Source organism: Rhodococcus sp. ACS1, from assembly GCF_002300155.1.
Lineage (GTDB): Bacteria > Actinomycetota > Actinomycetes > Mycobacteriales > Mycobacteriaceae > Rhodococcus_F > Rhodococcus_F koreensis.
The window spans coordinates 407,123-425,287 of sequence record NZ_NSDZ01000010.1; the positions used below are offsets into that span (position 1 = coordinate 407,123).

At 68.2% G+C, this 18,165-nt stretch carries 21 protein-coding genes and 1 tRNA gene; 10 read left to right on the forward strand and 12 right to left on the reverse strand.

The genetic code is table 11. From position 1 onward, the window contains the following. Window positions 1-91: 91 nt before the first annotated feature. From CJ179_RS40235 to aceE, 5 genes are all read right to left on the reverse strand, one after another. Complete coding sequence (locus tag CJ179_RS40235; protein ID WP_072946664.1) at window positions 92-1,342, reverse strand: KasA/KasB family beta-ketoacyl-ACP synthase; 1,251 nt, start codon at window positions 1,340-1,342, stop codon at window positions 92-94. 8 nt (window positions 1,343-1,350) lie between these two features. Continuing rightward, window positions 1,351-1,662 carry a meromycolate extension acyl carrier protein AcpM gene (acpM, locus tag CJ179_RS40240; protein WP_005247839.1) on the reverse strand — a complete coding sequence of 104 codons (312 nt, stop codon included), beginning with the start codon at window positions 1,660-1,662 and terminating at the stop codon, window positions 1,351-1,353. Between the two features lie 106 nt (window positions 1,663-1,768). After that, complete coding sequence (locus CJ179_RS40245) at window positions 1,769-2,686, reverse strand: ACP S-malonyltransferase (protein ID WP_095865209.1); 918 nt, start codon at window positions 2,684-2,686, stop codon at window positions 1,769-1,771. A 127-nt stretch (window positions 2,687-2,813) separates the two neighbouring features. Then, a complete protein-coding gene (locus CJ179_RS40250) occupies window positions 2,814-4,085 on the reverse strand; it encodes a CdaR family transcriptional regulator (protein ID WP_012688158.1) in 1,272 nt (423 codons plus the stop codon). Window positions 4,086-4,159: 74 nt separating this feature from the next. Beyond that, the gene (gene aceE / locus CJ179_RS40255) at window positions 4,160-7,015 is read right to left on the reverse strand and encodes a pyruvate dehydrogenase (acetyl-transferring), homodimeric type (RefSeq protein WP_095865210.1); all 2,856 of its coding nucleotides are present in this window, start codon (window positions 7,013-7,015) and stop codon (window positions 4,160-4,162) included. A gap of 196 nt (window positions 7,016-7,211) precedes the next feature. Between aceE and CJ179_RS40260 the strand changes: the two genes are divergently transcribed. The 4 genes from CJ179_RS40260 (at window position 7,212) to CJ179_RS40275 (ending at window position 8,980) form a co-directional block, all read left to right on the forward strand. Further along, the gene (locus CJ179_RS40260) at window positions 7,212-7,775 is read left to right on the forward strand and encodes a hypothetical protein (RefSeq protein WP_241031275.1); all 564 of its coding nucleotides are present in this window, start codon (window positions 7,212-7,214) and stop codon (window positions 7,773-7,775) included. A gap of 168 nt (window positions 7,776-7,943) precedes the next feature. After that, window positions 7,944-8,369, forward strand: coding sequence for a DUF3052 domain-containing protein (locus CJ179_RS40265; protein WP_012688155.1), 426 nt, complete (start codon window positions 7,944-7,946; stop codon window positions 8,367-8,369). Window positions 8,370-8,411: 42 nt separating this feature from the next. Further along, window positions 8,412-8,876, forward strand: a complete 465-nt coding sequence (locus CJ179_RS40270; protein WP_072945554.1) for a peroxiredoxin — start codon at window positions 8,412-8,414, stop codon at window positions 8,874-8,876. A 32-nt stretch (window positions 8,877-8,908) separates the two neighbouring features. After that, window positions 8,909-8,980 (forward strand) — tRNA-Val (locus CJ179_RS40275). A 61-nt stretch (window positions 8,981-9,041) separates the two neighbouring features. Here CJ179_RS40275 and CJ179_RS40280 read toward each other — a convergent pair. Both CJ179_RS40280 and CJ179_RS40285 read right to left on the reverse strand, forming a co-directional pair. After that, entirely contained in the window at window positions 9,042-9,302 is a 261-nt protein-coding gene (locus CJ179_RS40280) for a hypothetical protein (protein WP_095865212.1), read from the reverse strand. Next, window positions 9,295-9,810 (reverse strand): GbsR/MarR family transcriptional regulator, encoded by a 516-nt coding sequence (locus CJ179_RS40285; RefSeq protein WP_072945551.1) that lies wholly within the window; start codon window positions 9,808-9,810, stop codon window positions 9,295-9,297. Before CJ179_RS40285 ends, CJ179_RS40280 begins: the two co-directional genes overlap by 8 nt. A gap of 135 nt (window positions 9,811-9,945) precedes the next feature. On the opposite strand from CJ179_RS40285, the gene CJ179_RS40290 reads away from it, so the two are divergent. Beyond that, window positions 9,946-10,140 carry a hypothetical protein gene (locus tag CJ179_RS40290; RefSeq protein ID WP_095865213.1) on the forward strand — a complete coding sequence of 65 codons (195 nt, stop codon included), beginning with the start codon at window positions 9,946-9,948 and terminating at the stop codon, window positions 10,138-10,140. Between the two features lie 4 nt (window positions 10,141-10,144). Here the strand turns inward: CJ179_RS40290 and CJ179_RS40295 are convergent, their stop codons facing one another. Both CJ179_RS40295 and CJ179_RS40300 read right to left on the reverse strand, forming a co-directional pair. Further along, a complete protein-coding gene (locus tag CJ179_RS40295) occupies window positions 10,145-10,336 on the reverse strand; it encodes a hypothetical protein (RefSeq protein WP_095865214.1) in 192 nt (63 codons plus the stop codon). Between the two features lie 266 nt (window positions 10,337-10,602). After that, entirely contained in the window at window positions 10,603-10,965 is a 363-nt protein-coding gene (locus CJ179_RS40300; RefSeq protein ID WP_095865215.1) for a DUF5655 domain-containing protein, read from the reverse strand. Window positions 10,966-11,014: 49 nt separating this feature from the next. Here CJ179_RS40300 and CJ179_RS40305 point away from each other — a divergent pair, with 49 nt between their 5' ends. Continuing rightward, a complete protein-coding gene (locus CJ179_RS40305; protein ID WP_095865216.1) occupies window positions 11,015-11,998 on the forward strand; it encodes a cobalamin biosynthesis protein in 984 nt (327 codons plus the stop codon). On the opposite strand, the gene CJ179_RS40310 is transcribed toward CJ179_RS40305, so the two are convergent. Genes CJ179_RS40310 through CJ179_RS40320 form a run of 3 tightly spaced genes read right to left on the reverse strand, consistent with a single transcriptional unit; the run spans window position 11,939 to window position 14,028 of the window. Then, a complete protein-coding gene (locus tag CJ179_RS40310) occupies window positions 11,939-12,814 on the reverse strand; it encodes an SURF1 family protein (RefSeq protein WP_072945541.1) in 876 nt (291 codons plus the stop codon). The two genes, CJ179_RS40305 and CJ179_RS40310, sit on opposite strands and share 60 nt — an antisense overlap. A 43-nt stretch (window positions 12,815-12,857) precedes the next feature. Beyond that, window positions 12,858-13,331: a low molecular weight protein-tyrosine-phosphatase gene (locus tag CJ179_RS40315; RefSeq protein ID WP_072945539.1), complete on the reverse strand. Its 474-nt coding sequence runs from the start codon at window positions 13,329-13,331 to the stop codon at window positions 12,858-12,860. Then, the gene (locus CJ179_RS40320) at window positions 13,318-14,028 is read right to left on the reverse strand and encodes an HAD hydrolase-like protein (protein WP_095865217.1); all 711 of its coding nucleotides are present in this window, start codon (window positions 14,026-14,028) and stop codon (window positions 13,318-13,320) included. Before CJ179_RS40320 ends, CJ179_RS40315 begins: the two co-directional genes overlap by 14 nt. Between CJ179_RS40320 and cobC the strand changes: the two genes are divergently transcribed. The 4 genes from cobC (at window position 14,022) to CJ179_RS40340 (ending at window position 18,165) form a co-directional block, all read left to right on the forward strand. Then, complete coding sequence (gene cobC, locus CJ179_RS40325; protein WP_095865218.1) at window positions 14,022-15,092, forward strand: Rv2231c family pyridoxal phosphate-dependent protein CobC; 1,071 nt, start codon at window positions 14,022-14,024, stop codon at window positions 15,090-15,092. The genes CJ179_RS40320 and cobC overlap by 7 nt on opposite strands. Next, the gene (locus CJ179_RS40330) at window positions 15,089-16,228 is read left to right on the forward strand and encodes a Nif3-like dinuclear metal center hexameric protein (RefSeq protein ID WP_095865219.1); all 1,140 of its coding nucleotides are present in this window, start codon (window positions 15,089-15,091) and stop codon (window positions 16,226-16,228) included. The genes cobC and CJ179_RS40330 overlap by 4 nt, the downstream gene beginning before the upstream one ends. A 99-nt stretch (window positions 16,229-16,327) precedes the next feature. After that, entirely contained in the window at window positions 16,328-17,065 is a 738-nt protein-coding gene (locus CJ179_RS40335; protein ID WP_072945530.1) for a zinc ribbon domain-containing protein, read from the forward strand. Further along, window positions 17,062-18,165, forward strand: a complete 1,104-nt coding sequence (locus CJ179_RS40340) for a bifunctional RNase H/acid phosphatase (RefSeq protein ID WP_072945527.1) — start codon at window positions 17,062-17,064, stop codon at window positions 18,163-18,165. The genes CJ179_RS40335 and CJ179_RS40340 overlap by 4 nt, the downstream gene beginning before the upstream one ends.

Sequence of the window (18,165 nt, forward strand, 5' to 3'; positions counted from 1 at the left end):
CCTCCTCTGTAGCGGGCCCCTCGTGGGCTGTCGATGGGTGGAGACCCCTTCAGCGAAGGGGTCTCCACCCGCGATCTAGCAGGACCGGCTGTCAGGCCCGGCCGAAGGCGAGCGCGACGTTGTGCCCACCGAAACCAAACGAGTTGTTGATCGCGAAATCGATCTCGCCGTAACGGGCTTCGCCCTTGACGACATCCAGGTCGATCTCTGGATCCTGATTCTCGAGATTCAGCGTGGGCGGAATGACTCCGTCACGCAGACTCAGGACCGTGAGCACCGCCTCGAGCGCACCGACGGCGCCGATCGAGTGCCCCAACGCGGACTTCGGTGCGTACACCGCAGCATGGTTGCCGACGGCAGCCTTGATGGCGTTCGCCTCGGCGGTGTCACCGATCGGCGTAGCCGTGGCGTGCGCGTTGATGTGCTGGATGTCCTTCTTCGTCAATCCAGCAGTCTCGATCGCCCTCGTCATGGCCCGCGCAGCGCCCGAACCCGAGGGATCGGGAGCGACGATGTGGAACCCGTCGGAGGTGATCCCCGCGCCCAACAGGCGGGCGTGGATGGTGGCACCGCGAGCCTTGGCGTGCTCCTCGGTCTCGAGGACCATCATCGCTCCGGCCTCACCGAACACGAAGCCGTCGCGATCCTTGTCGAACGGCCGTGAAGCCGCCTTCGGATCGTCGTTGCGGGTGCTCAGCGCACGCATCATCGCGAAGCTCGCGATCGGCACGGCGTCGAGGTAACCCTCCACACCACCGGCGACGATGATGTCGGCGTCGCCCATCACCAGCATGCGGTACGCATGGGCGATGGCCTCGGAACCCGAGGAGCAGGCCGACACGGGAGTGATCACTCCGGCGCGAGCCCCCAGTTCGAGTCCGACGGTGGCCGACGGACCGTTGGGCATCACCATCTGGACGGCGAACGGCGACACCTTGCGGTAGCCACCGGCCTTCATCTTCTCGACGGCGTCGATCAGAGCTTCGCCGCCGCCGAGTCCGGTGCCGATCACGACGCCGAGGCGATCCTTGTCGACCTCCGGGCTGCCGGCGTTCTCCCAGACCTGACGGCCCAGGACGAGCGCCAGCCGCTCGACGAAACTCATCCGGCGGATCTCGACCCGGGACAAGGACTCGTCGGGCGACACCTTCAGCTTGCCGCCGATCGTCACCGGAAGGTCGTTCTCCGTGACGAACGCTTCCTGGATGGTGTCGATGCCGCTCTCGCCGGCCAACAGGCCTTTCCACGTGGCATCCACGTCACCAGCGATCGACGTCGTAGCCGCGAGGCTGGTGACGACGATGTTGGGGAACTGTCTCCCGTTGGTCGAGGCGGAAGTCACGGCTGAGCTCACTCCTCGTCGTTCTTGGCAGCTTCGAGCTTGGCCTTCACGGCCTCCGCGTCGGCGCCACCTTCTGCTTCGAGCTTCTGGATGTACGACACGGCGTCACCGACGGTGCGCAGTCCGGCGAGATCCTCGTCGGGGATCTTCACGCCGTACTTGTCCTCGGTCTGGACGGCGATCTCAACCATGGAGAGGGAGTCGATGTCGAGGTCGTCGACGAAAGACTTTTCGATGGTCACCTCGGACGGCTCAATACCGGTGACCTCCTCGATGATCTCCGCGAGTCCGGCGATGATGTCTTCCTGGGTGGCGGCCACTGAGTGGCTCCCTTCTGATTCGGTGTAGATGTATCTGGAGTTGTGCAGGCACGTCCCCATCGGCCGCGCCTGCGGGCCCTGCACGCACCGAGGTGCGCGCAGCAAACTAGCCGAGTTCTGTCAGTTCGGCTAGCGCGGAGATATCCCCCGGGGTCTTGAGTGCCAGAGTCGGCGTGCCGCGCATTTCACGCTTGGCGATACCGACCAGGGTTCCGGCTGGTGGAAGTTCCGCAATCGCCGAGACCTGAGCGGTCCGCAGGCTTGCGGTACACAGGTCCCAACGCACAGGTCGGGTTACCTGCGCGGCCAGCTTAGTCAGTGCGTCGGCTCCGGATGCGACCGGTGCGCCGTCGGCGTTGGAGAGCAGAGTGCGGGTGGGTTCACCCGGTGTGATCTTGGACGCAGCCTCGGTGACGGCCTCCTGCGCGGGAGCCATGAACCGGGTGTGGAACGCGCCCGCGACGGGCAGTGCACGCACCCGAGCCTTCTCCGGCGGGTTGGCTGCGAGTTCCTCGAGCGCCGACAGCAGGCCTGCCGCGACGATCTGGCCCGCGGCGTTGCGGTTGGCCGGTTCGAGGCCCAGTTCGTCGAGTCGGGCGAGCACCTCGGCCTCCTCGCCCCCGAGGACCGCGGACATCCCGGTCGGTTCGAGTGCGCAGGCCTTGGCCATCTCCGCGCCGCGGACGGCGGCGAGGGCGACGGCGTCGTCGGCGGAGAGGACTCCGGCGACTGCCGCTGCGGCGAGTTCACCGACGGAGTGCCCGGCCGCGATGGTGTCTGCGGGAATCAGGCCACGCGCGTCGAGTTCCTCGAAGGCGAGGATCGCGGCGGCCACGACGAGAGGCTGAGTCACCGACGTGTCGGTGATCTCCTCCGCGGTCGCGGTGGTACCGAGGCGGACGAGGTCGAGGCCGGCAGCCTTCGACCACAGTGCGACACGGTCATGAGAACCCGGCAGCTCCAACCAAGGGATGAGCATGCCGGGAGTCTGAGAGCCCTGACCCGGGGCGAGCAACGAAATCACTCTTCAAGAGAACACCGTCAACGGCGTACCGCGAGATGTCGTTGCGGATGAACCTTTGTCGGCGGATTTGTTGGGTTCCCACAAAATTGCACGTGGGGTCCTCGCATCGAATCTGGACAGACGTTCGTTACAGCCCTGCTTCTCCGAATGGGAAGGGTGTGACTGGTGTTAAACGTGATATGGGTTCGTTATGGGAATGTGTCAATCGACCCACGGTAGCGGCCACTCTGAGCACATACGCATCCCGTGGATTCGTCGGATCGCGCCCGGTGACTTCGGCGATTCTCTTGAGTCGATACCGCACAGTATTTGGATGAACAAACAGCTGCCGGGCGCAAGTCTCAACCGCACCTCCACAGTCGAGATACGCGTCCAGAGTGTCGGTGAGAACACCTCCGGCGGCCGCCAGCGGAGCGACCAGATGGTCGTTGAGAGCGGTGACTGCGGCGTTGTCTCCGAGCAGTGCGCGCTCCGGTAGCAACTCGGCCGCGTGGACGGGCCGGGGGGCGCCCCGCCACCCGGCGACCGCCTGCATCGCGGCAAGCGCCTCGACGGCACTGAAGTGAGCCGCGCCGAGTGTCGGCGTGGTCGGTCCGATGATCACGGGCTCGTCCGAGAACTTGCCGAGCAGGTCGGTCATGAAACTCGAGTGCCCCGACCCCTCCTGCAGCTCGCCGCTGACGACCATCACCAGCCGCGAACCCTGCACGACCGCGAGCGCGGCGCGGCCGTGCCTCTGCGCGATGGTGTGGACCGTGCCGACGACGGAGACCCGTTCGTCCTCGGGGGGTGTGCCGACGATGACGGTGGCGGGAGCCGTGGCATCCCAGTTGAGGGTCGCCGCCCGCGACAACATGTCGGACCCGGTGTCGCCGCGGACCACGGCGTCGACCACGAGGGCCTCGAGCCGCGTGTCCCAGGCGCCGCGGGACTCCGCAGCACTCGCATACACGGAGGCAGCTGCGAAACCCAGTTCGCGGCCGTAGCGCAGCACGGCCTCGGTGAGCGCGATCAGCTGCTGGTCGTTACGGGCGAGCGCCGGGAGCCACTGCTCGAAGAACTCCATCGCCACCCGCACCATGTCCACCGTCTGGCTGAGAGTGAGCCTGCGTGCCAGATCCTGCGGAATCACCTGGAACGCGTCCAGACTGAACCGGATGTCACTGTCCGGGTTCTTCAGCCATTCGAGGAAGTTGACCACCGCGGTCTGGACCAGCAACTGCACGTTGGAACGCTGAGCGGCGTCGAGGTCGTCGAAGAACGGCAGTTGATCCTGCATCGTCGTGACGGCCTCGGTCGAGAGGCGCCCGGAGAACTGTTTGACGCGACGCAACAGTGCGTCGGGCAACGGATCCCGGGTTTGTCGTCTGCGGGAGACCAACGGACTCTGCTCGACCATAGTCAAGAACCTACGCGCACCGCCGCCCGTGTTGTCCGACGGACACACGGGCGGCGGTGGTGAGGATGGCGGCGTTACGCGCTTCCGGTATCCGTGTAGGAGACGGCGGCGGCGCGGACGTCGTCGATGCGGTACTTCGTGGCGGCTTCGACGGCCTTGGAGCGGTCGAGGGTGCCTTCGCCGGCGAGGGCGGACAGGACGGCGACGACGATGGATTCGGCGTCGACGTTGAAGTACCGGCGGGCGGCGGGGCGGGTGTCGGAGAACCCGAACCCGTCGGTGCCGAGGGTGGTGTACGAGCCGGGGACCCACTGGCGGATCTGGTCGGCGACGGCGCGCATCCAGTCCGAGGCCGCCACGAACGGGCCGGCAGCATCCGACAGCGCCTGGGTGACGTAGGGCAGCGGGGCGTCGGTGCCCGGGTCCCGCAGGGCCTGGCGTTCGGATTCGATGCCGTCGCGGCGCAGTTCACCCCAGGAGGTGACCGACCACACGTCGGCGGCCACACCCCACTCGTCGGCGAGCAGCTGCTGCGCCCGCAGGCCCTCGGGCATGGTGACACCGGAGACCAGGATCTGCGCCTTCGGGCCCGAGGCCTCGGACTTCTTGAACAGGTACAGGCCCTTGAGCAGGCCGTCGACGTTCAGGTCGGCGGGTTCGGCGGGCTGCGAGTAGGGCTCGTTGTAGAGGGTGATGTAGTAGAAGATGTCCTCACCACCGAACCCGTCCACCCCGTCGGTGCCGCCGTACATCCGGCGCAGCCCGTCCTTGACGATGTGCGCGATCTCGTAGGAGAACGCCGGATCGTAGGCCACCGCCGCCGGGTTGGTCGAGGCCAGCAGCAGCGAGTGCCCGTCGGCGTGCTGCAACCCTTCCCCGGTCAGGGTGGTGCGGCCGGCGGTGGCACCGAGCACGAACCCGCGGGCCATCTGATCGGCCGCCGCCCACAGGCCGTCGCCGGTGCGCTGGAACCCGAACATCGAGTAGAAGATGTACAGCGGGATCATCGGCTCACCGTGCGTGGCGTAGGAGGTGCCGACCGCGGTGAACGAGGCCGTCGAGCCGGCCTCGTTGATGCCCTCGTGCAGGATCTGCCCGATCTCGGACTCCTTGTACGCCAGCATCAGCTCCGCATCCACCGCCGTGTACAGCTGCCCGTTACGGTTGTAGATCTTGAGCGAGGGGAACCAGGAGTCCATCCCGAAGGTGCGGGCCTCGTCCGGGATGATCGGCACGATCCGCTTCCCGATCTCCTTGTCCCGCAACAGCTCCTTCATGATCCGCACCAACGCCATGGTGGTCGCGACCTGCTGCTTACCGGACCCCTTGCGGACCACGTCGTAGGTGGAGTCCGCCGGCTGCGGCAACGGCGCCGCCGTGGTCCGCCGCTGCGGCAGGAACCCGCCCAGCGCCTTGCGGCGGTCCAGCATGTACTGGATCTCCGGGGCATCGGGGCCGGGGTGGTAGTACGGCGGCATCTTCGGGTTCTTCTCCAACTCGGCGTCGGAGATCGGGATCCGCTGCAGGTCCCGGAAATTCTTCAGATCATCGAGGGTCAGCTTCTTCATCTGGTGGGTGGCGTTGCGGCCCTCGAAATGCTTACCCAACGTGTAGCCCTTGATGGTGTGCGCCAGGATCACCGTCGGCTGCCCCTTGTGCGCCATCGCCGCCGCGTACGCGGCGTAGATCTTGCGGTAGTCGTGGCCGCCGCGTTTGAGGTTCCAGATGTCCTGATCGGAGAGGTTCGCGACCAGCTCCTTCGTCCGCGGGTCCCGGCCGAAGAAGTGCTCCCGCACATACCCGCCGTCGTTCGCCTTGTACGTCTGGTAGTCGCCGTCCGGGGTGACGTTCATCAAATTGACCAGGGCGCCGTCCCGGTCCGCGTGCAGCAGGGCATCCCACTCGCGGCCCCAGACCACCTTGATCACGTTCCAGCCGGCGCCGCGGAAGAACGACTCCAACTCCTGGATGATCTTGCCGTTGCCGCGGACCGGGCCGTCGAGGCGCTGCAGGTTGCAGTTCACCACAAACGTCAAATTGTCCAGGCCCTCGGTGGCCGCCACGTGGGCGAGGCCGCGGGATTCGGGTTCGTCCATCTCCCCGTCACCCAGGAACGCCCACACGTGCTGGTCGGCGGTGTCCTTGATGCCGCGGTCGTGCAGGTAGTGGTTGAACCTGGCCTGGTAGATGGCGTTCATCGGGCCCAACCCCATCGACACCGTCGGGAACTCCCAGAAATCGGGCAGCAACCGCGGGTGCGGGTACGACGGCAACCCGCCGCCGGAGTCGGTGTGCGAGTGTTCCTGCCGGAACCCGTCCATCCGCTCCGCCGGGATCCGCCCCTCCAAAAACGCGCGCGCGTAGATGCCGGGGGAGGCGTGGCCCTGGATGAAGATCTGATCGCCACCGCCGGGATGGTCCTTGCCGCGGAAGAAGTGATTGAACCCCACCTCGTACAGCGCGGCGGAGGAGGCGTAGGTGGAGATGTGGCCACCGACACCCACCCCGGGGCGCTGCGCGCGGGTCACCATCACCGCCGCGTTCCACCGGATGAACGCCCGGTACCGGCGCTCGACCTCCTCGTCGCCGGGGAACCACGGCTCGTTCTCCGTCGGGATGGTGTTCACATAATCGGTCGACGTCAACGCCGGCAGAGCGACGTGCTTCTCCCCGGCCCGCTCGAGCATCCGCAACATCAGATACCGGGCACGAGTCGGACCGGACCGGTCCAACAAACCATCGAACGATTCCAACCACTCCGTGGTCTCATCCGGATCGATATCCGGCAGATACGACGCAACACCCTCACGGATGACGCGCACGCGTCCGTCGGAGCCCGGGGTCGCACTGGGGTTGGAAGGTTGGGCCGCTCCGGCGCCGGGTGTGGCGGAATCCGGTTGAGACGCGGGTCCCTGGATCAGGTCTGACAACGTTGCTCCTCATTGTGGTGGGACGCGCGGTGTGGCGTCCTCTCCATGCGATCGCGGCCTTGTTAGGCCCGATCCATCTCCTTTATGAATATGGCGCACCCTCATCTTTCCCCATTGCGGCGCGGTCGGCACACCGTGCTCGGGTTACTCTTCGGTAGCGTTTGCGCAGATCCGGGGGCGAATGTTGAATTTATCGATGTCGTCGAAAACGTGGGGGAGACGAATGTGCACGTCGTCGCGCCGCTGGGGGCTGCTGAGTGCTGCCGCCGCGGCGATCGTCGGCGCCGGCGTCATCGCCGGATGTGGCGGCGCGATCGAGGGAACCGCGCAGCAGAACGATTCCCAGGCCGCCGAGTACGCCGCCGAAGCGACGTCCTCATCGGTGGCCGCGTCGTCCTCGCAGAAGGCTGCGGCCGAGCGGGAGGCGCTCGTGGAGCAGTGCACGATGTTCGTGACCCGGGCCGGCGACACGATCGACACCTACAACACGTTCATCGATGCCGCCAACGCCGAAGCCGCGGACACCGGCGCGAAAGCGAGTGCCGCGGCGGCGGCACTCCGGTCGGCCGCAGACGGCGCGAACGCCGCCACACCCGCACTTCCCCCCGACCTGACCGGACTCCTCACCGATTACGCGAACAACTATCGCGAACTCGCTGCGGCCGTCGACAGCGGGCAACGCGGAGACATTCTGAACACTCTCGCGAGCCGTGGAGACGAGCTCAGCGACTCGATTCGGGCAGCCTGCCCCACATCGTGACTCCCGCACCGTAGGCTCGGTCGATGACCACGCATCACTACATTCTCAGAAAAATTCGCGTGGTCGGCTTGCGCGAAAGCGTTCGAGCATGTTCGCTTTCACCTAATTGATCTTCATCCGGCAGGTGTTCGGGTATCCGAGCACCGTCAACAAAAGGAGGACCCCACCGTGGTCGCCGCGGCGGACGCCCAAAACTACGCTCAGAAACTCGGGATCACTGCCGACATGGCGGTACAGGAACTGGGCTGGGACGAGGACACCGACGACGACCTGCGTGCCGCGGTCGAGGACACCATCGGTGGAGAACTGCTGGACGAGGATTCCGACGAGGTCATCGACGTCGTGCTGCTGTGGTGGCGCGACGAAGACGGAGACCTCGTCGACGCCCTCATGGATGCCATCGGGCCCCTGGCCGACGATGGATTCGTGTGGGTCCTCACCCCCAAGACCGGTCAGCCCGGTCACGTGGAGCCCAGCGAGATCGCCGAGTCCGCACCCACAGCCGGTCTCACCCAGACGTCGGCGGCAAATCTCGGGGACTGGTCGGGAAGCCGTCTGGTTCAGCCGAAGTCGCGTCCCGCGAACAAGCGCTGAGCAGTCTCACCTTTCCCGTTCACTCACCGAAGGAATCACGTCATGCCGCTCGAGGTGGGCACCACTGCCCCCGATTTCACCCTCAAGGACCAGAACAACCAGGAGGTGACGCTTTCCGATTACCGCGGAAAGAAGAACGTCCTGCTCGTGTTCTACCCGCTCGCGTTCACCGGAACGTGCCAGGGTGAGCTCTGCAAGGTTCGCGACGAACTGCCGAAGTTCGAGAACGACGAGACGGCGATCCTCGCCCTCTCCGTCGGTGCGTCGCCGACCCACAAGATCTGGTCCGCCGAGCAGGGATACACCTTCCCGCTGCTCGCCGACTTCTGGCCGCACGGCGCGGTCGCGCAGCAGTACGGCGTCTTCAACGACAAGCTGGGCTTCGCGAACCGCGGCACCTTCGTCATCGACAAGGAAGGCATCATCCGGTTCGCCGAGATGAACGGGCCCGGAGAGGCCCGTGACCAGGGAGCTTGGGAGAAGGCGCTCGCCACGCTAGAGTCCTGATGCGCATCCGGCGAGGTTCTCGCCGGATGTTCGGGCGTGTAGCTCAGTGGTAGAGCTCTGGTTTTACACACCAGCGGTCGGGGGTTCGAAACCCTCCGCGCCCACCGTCAGGTAAGGCCCCGATCTGCGTTCGTGCGCGGTCGGGGCTTTCTCGTTTCGCCGGCGTCAGTCGTCGGTGAGTTCCGCGAGCTGCTCGGCGGCGGTGATGTTTCCGCTGTCGGCGAGGCGGCGGAGCTCATCGAGGTCGCCCAGTTCGGTGGCGACTTCGATGAGCTGGTCGGCCGCGTCGGAGCTGCCACCGTCGGCGAGGCGCCGGAGTTCGGCCATGTCACCCCGCTCGCCGGCGAGTTCGATCAGGATGTCGACCGCCGTCGGGTCGCCGTTCGCGGCTCGCTCGCGCAGAGCGGACAGGTCGGATTCAGTCATGATGCACGTCCCCTTCTCGATCGACTGTGCTGGTTCGCCGGGCTCGGAGCTCATCGCGGCGTGTGTGCCATTCGTCCCGCAGCTCCGGCAGTCGCTCGCTGAGGAACTCGGCCAGCGCGATCATCTCCTCGAGCGGAGCGCGGCGTTCGGGTGGGGCGTCGGCCAGCAACGCCAGCCCCTCCCGGAACAGTGCCGCGTGCTCGCGGTGGAGGGCGGAATCGAAGTTCTGCGGTTGCTGACTCGCCGGGTCCAGGCTCACCCGGTCCACCCGTTCACCGGCCACGCGGGTGCGCCGCGCCATCCGATAGCCCTCCAGCAGTTTGACCGCGCCGGTGACGGCGCTCCGGCTCGCCAGCAGGGCTTCGCCCAGCTCGTCGATCGTCTGCTGCGGCGGGTCGCACACGAACAGGTACCCCAGCAGACGTCCTGCCATCGGAGGGAAGCCGTACTGGCGGGCGTAGAAGCGGCCGACGTGGTCGGCGAAGATCAGCTGTGTGTCGGACGGCACACCACCGAAGGTATCAGTCTTAACTGAAATAACACAGATTTGTGTCATTTCAGTTCGGCTGCGGTGCTCCGACTGGTTTCGTGGAGTTAACCTGTTCATCGCCTGGAGCTTCGCCTGCAGTGGCATATTCCTGATATGTCCAGGTACAAGGTAACGCTGCGCAACGGCACGTCGAGCGACAGAGCCTTCGACTCAGACTTCCAGGCCGTCAACGAGACGCACCGGCCCACCGAGCCCGGGGCGGGCATCGTGAAGATCGACCGTTACGAGGACGGCGGGGGAGTGGCCGGCGTCTGGGCTGCGCCGGCCACGAGCCGCCCCTCCCGGTAGCCGGTCAGGTGCCGTGTCGCGAGGCCGTCGATCCGCGGCGATCGAGTTCGGCCTCGAGTTCGGCGATCCGGCTGGTGACGGTGCGCACCGTTCCGCAGCCGTAATCGTTCGCGATCGACTCGCCGAGCAGCGCTCGCTGCTCGGCGAGAAGCGCGAGCAGTTCGTCGTCGCCGAGCTTCGTCACGTCGCTGGACACCCTTCGATCGTCTCAGGCCCAGTCGCCGATTCCAATGGCTCACTGAAATTCCCCACCGGACGCACCGAACCCCGCCGAGCCACGTGGGTGTGTTGAGTCAGCACCGAAGATGTGAGCGGGGCGGGGCCGTGCGCCGCCCCTGAATGGGGGGAACGAGGCGGCAAATACCATGGTAGGCGCACGAAAGGGCGCTTGGCGAGTTCCTCAGGAGAGTTTCAGGAATCAGACATTCCGACCGGAACGTGTCCGTCCGGCAGGGACGGCCTCTACCGGTTGCGCGTGCCCGGACCCACCGTGTCGTAGGCCTCCGCGAGGAGGGCGGCCAGGGTGTCGTCGAGCTGATCGTCGGAGGTGATCGTCAACCGGTGCGTGATCACCGTTGTCGTGGTGGGAAACGCCTCCCGCAACTGCGGGTGATGGACACGCCGGCGCAGGTCGAGGGCGATCTCGAGCCGCGACGAATAGATGAACGCTGCAGCAAAGACGCGGGCACGAGCCCACGCGATCTCGGTCCGGTGGACGCGCTCGTCCACCTCGCCGCACGCCAGAACGAGGTCACGGAACTGCAGCAGGCGCTCGGTGGCGTCCGGGTCCTTGCCTGCCAGGTACTCGTCGATCGCGGCACTCATGGGACGCTCCTTTACATCGCCTGCAACGTTAGTTGATACAAATAGCGGCGTGCATCGAACCTCCCGTCCCGCCACCGCGCGCGCCGCAGGCCTGCTCCTCGGCTTCGCCGCCGACCGCGCGTTCGCCGACCCCGCGCGATGGCATCCCGTGGCCGGATTCGGCCGCACCGCAATGGCATTGGAGAAGTCGACGTACCGCGACTCCCGGTCTGCCGGAATCGTGCACGTCGCCGTTCTGGTCGGTGGAGCGGCCGGTCTGGGGGTCGCCGCGGCTCGGACGGCGCGGCGCGGGGGCTGGGCCGGCGAGGCAGCCGCGACCGCCGTCGCAGCGTGGGCGGTGCTCGGCGGAACGTCCCTGGGACGGACCGGGTCGAGAATGGCCGCGCACCTCGAGGCGGACGACCTCGCCTCCGCCCGCGCCCTCTTGCCGTCGCTGTGCGGTCGCGACCCCAGTGTGCTCGGCGTCGACGGGCTCACCCGGGCGACGCTGGAGTCGGTGGCCGAGAACACGTCCGATTCCGCGGTCGGGGCGTTCGTGTGGGGCGCGGTGGCCGGCATCCCCGGACTGTTCGTCTACCGGGCCTCCAACACCCTGGACGCGATGGTCGGCTACCGCTCGCCGAAGTACGGCAACTTCGGCTGGGCCGCGGCGCGGTGGGACGACCTCCTCAACCTGCTGCCCGCCCGCCTGACGGGTGCGCTGTCGGTCGTCGCCGCGCCGGCGGTCGGCGGGTCGCCGAAGGAGGCGTGGGAGGCGTGGCGGCGCGACGCGTCCCAGCACCCCAGCCCCAACGCCGGTGTCGCGGAGGCCAGCGCGGCGGGCGCTCTCGGGATCTCGCTGGGCGGGCGCACCGAATACGCGCACGGCGTCGAGATGCGACCTGTGCTCGGATCCGGGCCATCGCCCCGGCCCGTCGACCTCGACCGGGCGGTGCGGCTGTCGACCGCGGTGCAGGGTGGTGCGGCGCTGGTGTCAGCGGCCCTTGCCGTAGCGGTCGGCCAGTTTCGCTTCCGCCGCCGTCCTCGGCGCTGATTCCACCGGTTTGCTCCGGGTGAACGGCTTCTTCCGGGCCACGGGCGCGGGAGCGGCGTCGTCGGCGGCCTTCGCGGACTTTTCCCTGCGGCGTTCGCGCCACTCCGCGCGGATGAAGTAGGCCAGGCCGAGCGGGGCCATGATGCCGAACGCCAGCCACTGCAGGCCGTACGACAGGTACGGGCCCGCGTCGAGTTGCGGGAGCGGAATAGTGCCGAGGCCACCCGGCTGATCGGGTTCGAGTTGCACGTACGCGTCGACGAGGTCGGTGCCGATGTAACCGCCGATCTGGCCCGCGTCGATGTAGTACACCTGCCGGAGCCCGTTCTCGTCGATCGGCTCCTTGCCCGCGATGGTGCCCTCGGACTTGCGGACGCGACCGTCGAGCGTCACCGGCCCGGCCGGCGGCGGATCCACCGGCGGCGCCTCGGTGCCCTGGATCGGGCGCACGTAGCCGCGGTTGACCAGGATGGCGCGGCCGTCGGTCAGCTGCAACGGGGTCAGGACCTCGTACGCGGGCTGCGACTCGATGGACCGCAACCGGACCAGCAGATCACTGTTCTGCACGTACGACCCGGTCGCGGTGACGCGGCGCCACTCGTCGTCCGGATTCGCCGCACCGCCGGACAGCAGGGTCTCCAGCGGGACGGGCTCGGCGTCGACCGAGTCGGCGATCAGCTGGTTCCGGTGCTCCGTGGACGTGTTCTTGCCGAGCTGCCACGGCGCGAGCACGTAGAAACACATGAAGGCGAATCCGGCGACCACCAAGGCCAACACCAACCAGCCGGGTCGCAACAGAAATCTCAGCCTTCGCACGCCTCCACGGTAGCCGCTCGCAGGTCGGGCCCCTGATCGTGGGTTACCGGCTGCGCACCCAGTCGAGCAGCCCGGGCACCGCGGCCTCGATCTGGAGGCGGACCCGTTCGAAGTCCTCGAGGTCCCCGTAGAACGGGTCGGGTACGGACGACGTGTCCGCGTCCGGGTCGAAACTGCGCAGCAACCGGCGGCGCTCGTCGGGCACGCCCATGTGGGCAAGCTCACGGTCGTGGTTGGCCGCGAGAGCGACCACCAGATCGGCGCCGAGGTGGAACGGGCCGACCTCCGCGGCCGTGTGGCCCGTCGGATAGCCGTTCAGCTTCAGGGTCTCGTTGGTGCGGATGTCGGCCTCACGGCCGACGTGCCAGCCGTGGGTCCCGGCGCTGCTCACCATCACCCGCTCGTCGAGGGCTTCCCGCCGGAGGTGCTCGGCGAAGATCTTCTCGGCCATGGGGGAGCGGCAGATGTTGCCGGTGCACACGAACGTCACGTGCAGCGGGGTGTCAGGCCGCGTCATCGAGCAACTTCCCGAGGTCGGCGACGGTCTGCGCCGTCGTGTGCGCGCGCTCGGCCTCGGTGGGGAACCCGTAACCCCACTCGACGAACACCGCGGGGATGCCCCAGTGCGCGGCGCCGAGGACGTCGTGGTCGCGGTCGCCGATCATCAGGACGTCGGCGGTGGCGCCCTCGGTGGCGGTGACTCCCAGGTTCCGCAGCGAATGCGCGATCACGTCGGACTTGGCGCGGCGACTGCCGTCGTCGCTGGCGCCACCGATGAACTCGAAGTAGTGCGCGAGTTCGAAGTGTTCGAGGATGCGGATCGCGAACCGCTCGGACTTCGACGTGGCGACGGCGAGCCTCCTGCCGCTGTCGTGGGCGGCGACGAGCACCTTCTCGATGCCGTCGAAGACGGCGTTCTCGGCCCACCCCACGCGGTCGTAGCGTTCGAAGTAGGCGGCGATCGCTTGCTGCACGAGGTCTTCGCCCAGTCCCATCGACCGGAACGTGTCGATCATCGGCGGGCCGATGACGGCGTCGATCATCTCGTCGGTCGGTTCCGGCTGACCGATCGTCGCGAGCGCATGGCGGAAGCCGGCGTGAATGCCGGGCGCGGAATCGGTCAGCGTGCCGTCGAGGTCGAACAGCACGATCGGTGCGGACAGGGCAGAAGAGGCAGGCGGGGTGGTGGACGCGGAGGTGGAGAGAGATGTCACCGGACCATTGTCCCTTAGGCTCGACAATCGTGGACATTCGTGCCGGGAGCCGGGAGAGCCTGCGTCACCACGGAGACGTGGATGCGGGGCCCGGACTCCTCGATTTCGCAGTCAACGTGCAAGGTGACGGGCCACCGGACTGGCTGCGCCTCCGCCTCGCCGACGCGCTGGCGCACCTGGGCACGTACCCGACGGTCGCGGCTGATCTCGCGGCCCGGACCGCGGTGGCGTCCCGGCACGGCCGGACACCCGAGGAGGTGCTGCTGCTCGCCGGGGGCGCCGAGGGGTTCTCCCTGCTGCCGCGGCTCGGAGTCCGGGAGGCGGCGCTGATCCACCCGTCGTTCACCGAACCGGAGTGGGCGCTGCGGGAGGCGCAGGTGCCGGTCACACAGGTGCTGCTCGACGACCCGTACGTCCTCGACTCGGCGACGGTCCCGGAATCGGCCGACCTGGTCGTGATCGGCAACCCGACCAACCCGACGTCGGTACTGCACCCCGCCGAGGCGATCCTGCGGTTGCGCCGACCGGGCCGGATCGTCGTCGTCGACGAGGCGTTCATGGACGCGGTCCCGGACGAGGGCGAGTCGCTGGCCGGTCGCGCACTGCCCGACGTGCTGGTGCTCCGCAGTCTCACCAAGACGTGGGCGCTGGCGGGACTGCGCTGCGGGTACGCGCTCGGGGCCCCCGAGATCCTCGAACGACTGCAGGTGGGACGGGCGCACTGGCCGGTGGGCAGTCTGCAGGTGGAGGCGATCGCCGCGTGCAGCGAACCGCAGGCCGTCGCCGCCGCCCGCGACCACGCCGTCGTGCTGGGCGAGTGGCGCGAAGACATGGTCCGGCGGCTGACCGGGATCGGCGTCGCCGTGCACCGGCCCGCCGCCGCGCCGTTCCTGCTGCTCCGCCTGCCGGACGGCGAACTGATGCGCAAGCACCTGCGCGAACGGGGCATTGCTGTACGCCGCTGCGACACGTTCCCCGGACTCGGACCGGACCTCCTCCGCGTCGCGGTGCGCCCCGCGGAGCAGACCGCCGTGCTCGTCGACGCGATGAAGGAGATCCTGTGAACCCGGTGCGTCTCACCGACGTGATCGCGACCCTGGACGCGGCCTACCCGCCCGCCCTCGCCGAGTCGTGGGACTCCGTCGGCCTCGTGTGCGGCGACCCCGACGACACGGTGGCGACGGTGACAGTCGCGGTCGATCCGACCGCCGCGGTGGTCGACGAGGCGATCGCCGCCGGTGCCGACCTGCTCCTCGTCCACCACCCGCTGCTGCTCCGCGGAGTCGACACCGTTGGCGCCCACACCCCGAAGGGTGCGCTCGTCCACAAGCTGATCAAGGCCGGCTGCGCCCTGTTCACAGCGCACACCAACGCCGACTCCGCGGACCCCGGCGTCTCCGACGCCCTCGCGGCGGCGCTCGGGCTCACCGTCACCGGGCCGATCGAGCCGCAGCCCACCGAGAACCTCGACAAATGGGTGATCCTCGTCCCCGCCGATGACGCCGACACGGTCCGCCGCGCACTGTTCGACGCCGGCGCCGGACACATCGGCAACTACCGCGACTGCAGCTGGTCCGTCACCGGTCACGGTCAGTTCCTCCCGACCGACGGCGCGAATCCGGCACTCGGCGAGGTCGGCGCACTCAAACGGGTCGAGGAGAGCCGGGTGGAGGTGATCGCGCCGCGAGCCCTCCGGCCGAAGGTGCTCGCCGCCATGCGCGCCGCCCACCCGTACGAGGAGGTCGCGTTCGACGTGTTCGAGACGGCGACGTTCCCCGGCCCCCGCGGACTCGGACGCGTCGGCGAGCTACCCGAACCGCTGACGCTGCGCGACTTCACCGACCGGGTGGCGGACGCGCTGCCCGCAACCACGTGGGGTGTGCGGGCCGCGGGCGACCCCGAAGCCACGATCCGCACCGTCGCCGTGTGCGGTGGCTCGGGCGACTCGTTCCTCGACGACGTCGCACGTCTCGGCGTGGACGCCTACGTGACCGCCGATCTGCGACACCACCCGGCCGACGAGCACCTGCGCGCCGGAGGTCCGGCCCTGATCGACGTCGCGCACTGGGCGAGCGAGCAACCGTGGTGCGAACAGGCGAAGGGCGTGCTCGACACCGCGTTCGCGCACACATCGGGGTGGCAGGTGCAGGTGTCCGCGGTCCGCACCGATCCGTGGTCGATCAGCGCGCCGCCGTCGTAGCGCCGTCCGGCCGAAACCCGTGATGCGCCGGGGTACGGTTGACACCCAGCAATCTGCCGCAGAAGAACCCTTCACAGAAGACAGCAGGAGTTACCACGCGTGAACGTCGAACCACAGGTGCAGTCCAAGCTTCTCGACCTCGCCGGCGTCGATGCGGAGCTGTCGAGGATCGCCCACCGACGCACCGCGCTCCCGGAGCGTCAGGAAGTCGAGCGGCTCGAGGCGGAGCGCGTCACCCGTAAGGACGCGGCCGTGGCCGTGGAGATCATCCTCGACGACCTCGACCGCGACATCCGCAAACTCGAAGGCGAAGTCGACGCCGTCCGTCAGCGTGAGGACCGCGATCGCAAGCTCCTCGAGAGCGGAACGGTCGGATCGAAGCAGCTCACCGAACTCGAACACGAACTCGGCAGCCTCGTCCGCCGTCAGGGACTGCTCGAGGACGAACTGCTCGAGGTGATGGAACGGCGCGAGGCGTCGCAGTCCGACCACGACCACGCCGGTGCGCAGCTGTCGCAGATCGAGGAAGACCTCATCGACGCGTCCCGCCGCCGCGACGACGCCGTCGCCGACCTGGACGCCGCGGAGCAGCGCTGCACCCGGGACCGGGCGGCACTCGCCGACCAGTTCCCCGCCGACCTGATCACCGTCTACGAGAAGCAGCGCAGCCAGAACGGCGTCGGCGCAGCGCTGCTGCAGGCGCGGCGCTGCGGAGCGTGCCGCATCGAACTCGACCGCGGCGAGATCTCCCGCATCACCGGCACCGCACCCGACGTCGTGGTGCGCTGCTCCGAGTGCGGCGCGATCCTGGTGCGCACCAAGGAGTCGGGTCTGTGAGTGTCGGTCGCGTCGTCGTCGAGGCCGACGGTGGATCGCGCGGTAATCCCGGACCCGCGGGCTACGGCACCGTGGTGTTCGCCGCCGCCGACGGCGCCGTCCTCGCCGAACGCAAGGAAAGCCTCGGCACCGTCACGAACAACGTCGCCGAATACCGGGGGCTGATCGCCGGGCTCGAGGCCGCCGCCGAACTCGGCGCGTCCGGGGTGGACGTGCGGATGGACTCCAAACTGGTGGTCGAGCAGATGTCCGGGCGCTGGAAGGTCAAACACCCGGACATGATTCCGCTGCAGCGCCGGGCGTCGGAACTCGCCCGGCAGTTCGATTCCGTGACATACACGTGGATTCCGCGGGCCGAGAACGCGCACGCCGACCGCCTCGCCAACGAGGCCATGGACGGTGCCGCCGGTTACGGCGCCGAACCGGAACCCGCCGCCGCGGCGTCGGACAAGCCCACCCCGGCGGCGCCGGGCTGGATGGACACGACCGGCGCCCCGACCCGGATGCTGCTGCTCCGGCACGGGCAGACCGTCCTGTCCGTCGACCGGCGGTACTCGGGTCGCGGGAACCCGGCGCTCACCGAGATCGGGCTGGCCCAGGCGAACGGCGCGGCTTCGCGCTTCGCGGGCAACGACGGCATCGCGGCCGTGGTGTCGTCCCCGCTGGGGCGCGCGCAGCAGACCGCGGCGGCGGCGGCGAAGGTGCTCGGGCTCCCGGTCACCGTGCACGAGGGCCTCACCGAAACCGACTTCGGCGAGTGGGAGGGCCTCACGTTCAGAGAGGCCGCCGACCGCGACCCCGAACTGCACCGCAAATGGTTGTCGGACACGTCGGTGCGACCGCCGGCGGGGGAGAGCTTCGACGAGGTCCGGGAGCGGATAGTGAAGGTCCGAGACGACCTCACCGCCACCTACGGCGGCTCCACGATTCTCGTCGTCACGCATGTGACCCCGATCAAGACCCTGCTGCAACTGGCGCTCGACGCGGGACCGTCGCTGCTGTACCGGCTGCACCTGGATCTGGCGTCGCTGAGCATCGCCGAGTTCTACCCCGACGGCGGCTCGTCCGTCCGCCTGGTCAACGACACCTCCCACCTGTGA

Coding starts and splice junctions, on each gene's coding strand:
- CJ179_RS40250 (WP_012688158.1), bottom strand. CDS start 4,085: ATGGTCGAGCAGAGTCCGTTGGTCTCCCGCAGACGACAAACCCGGGAT.
- CJ179_RS40260 (WP_241031275.1), top strand. CDS start 7,212: ATGTCGTCGAAAACGTGGGGGAGACGAATGTGCACGTCGTCGCGCCGC.
- CJ179_RS40270 (WP_072945554.1), top strand. CDS start 8,412: ATGCCGCTCGAGGTGGGCACCACTGCCCCCGATTTCACCCTCAAGGAC.
- CJ179_RS40280 (WP_095865212.1), bottom strand. CDS start 9,302: ATGACTGAATCCGACCTGTCCGCTCTGCGCGAGCGAGCCGCGAACGGC.
- CJ179_RS40290 (WP_095865213.1), top strand. CDS start 9,946: ATGTCCAGGTACAAGGTAACGCTGCGCAACGGCACGTCGAGCGACAGA.
- CJ179_RS40300 (WP_095865215.1), bottom strand. CDS start 10,965: ATGAGTGCCGCGATCGACGAGTACCTGGCAGGCAAGGACCCGGACGCC.
- CJ179_RS40315 (WP_072945539.1), bottom strand. CDS start 13,331: ATGACGCGGCCTGACACCCCGCTGCACGTGACGTTCGTGTGCACCGGC.
- cobC (WP_095865218.1), top strand. CDS start 14,022: ATGTCACCGGACCATTGTCCCTTAGGCTCGACAATCGTGGACATTCGT.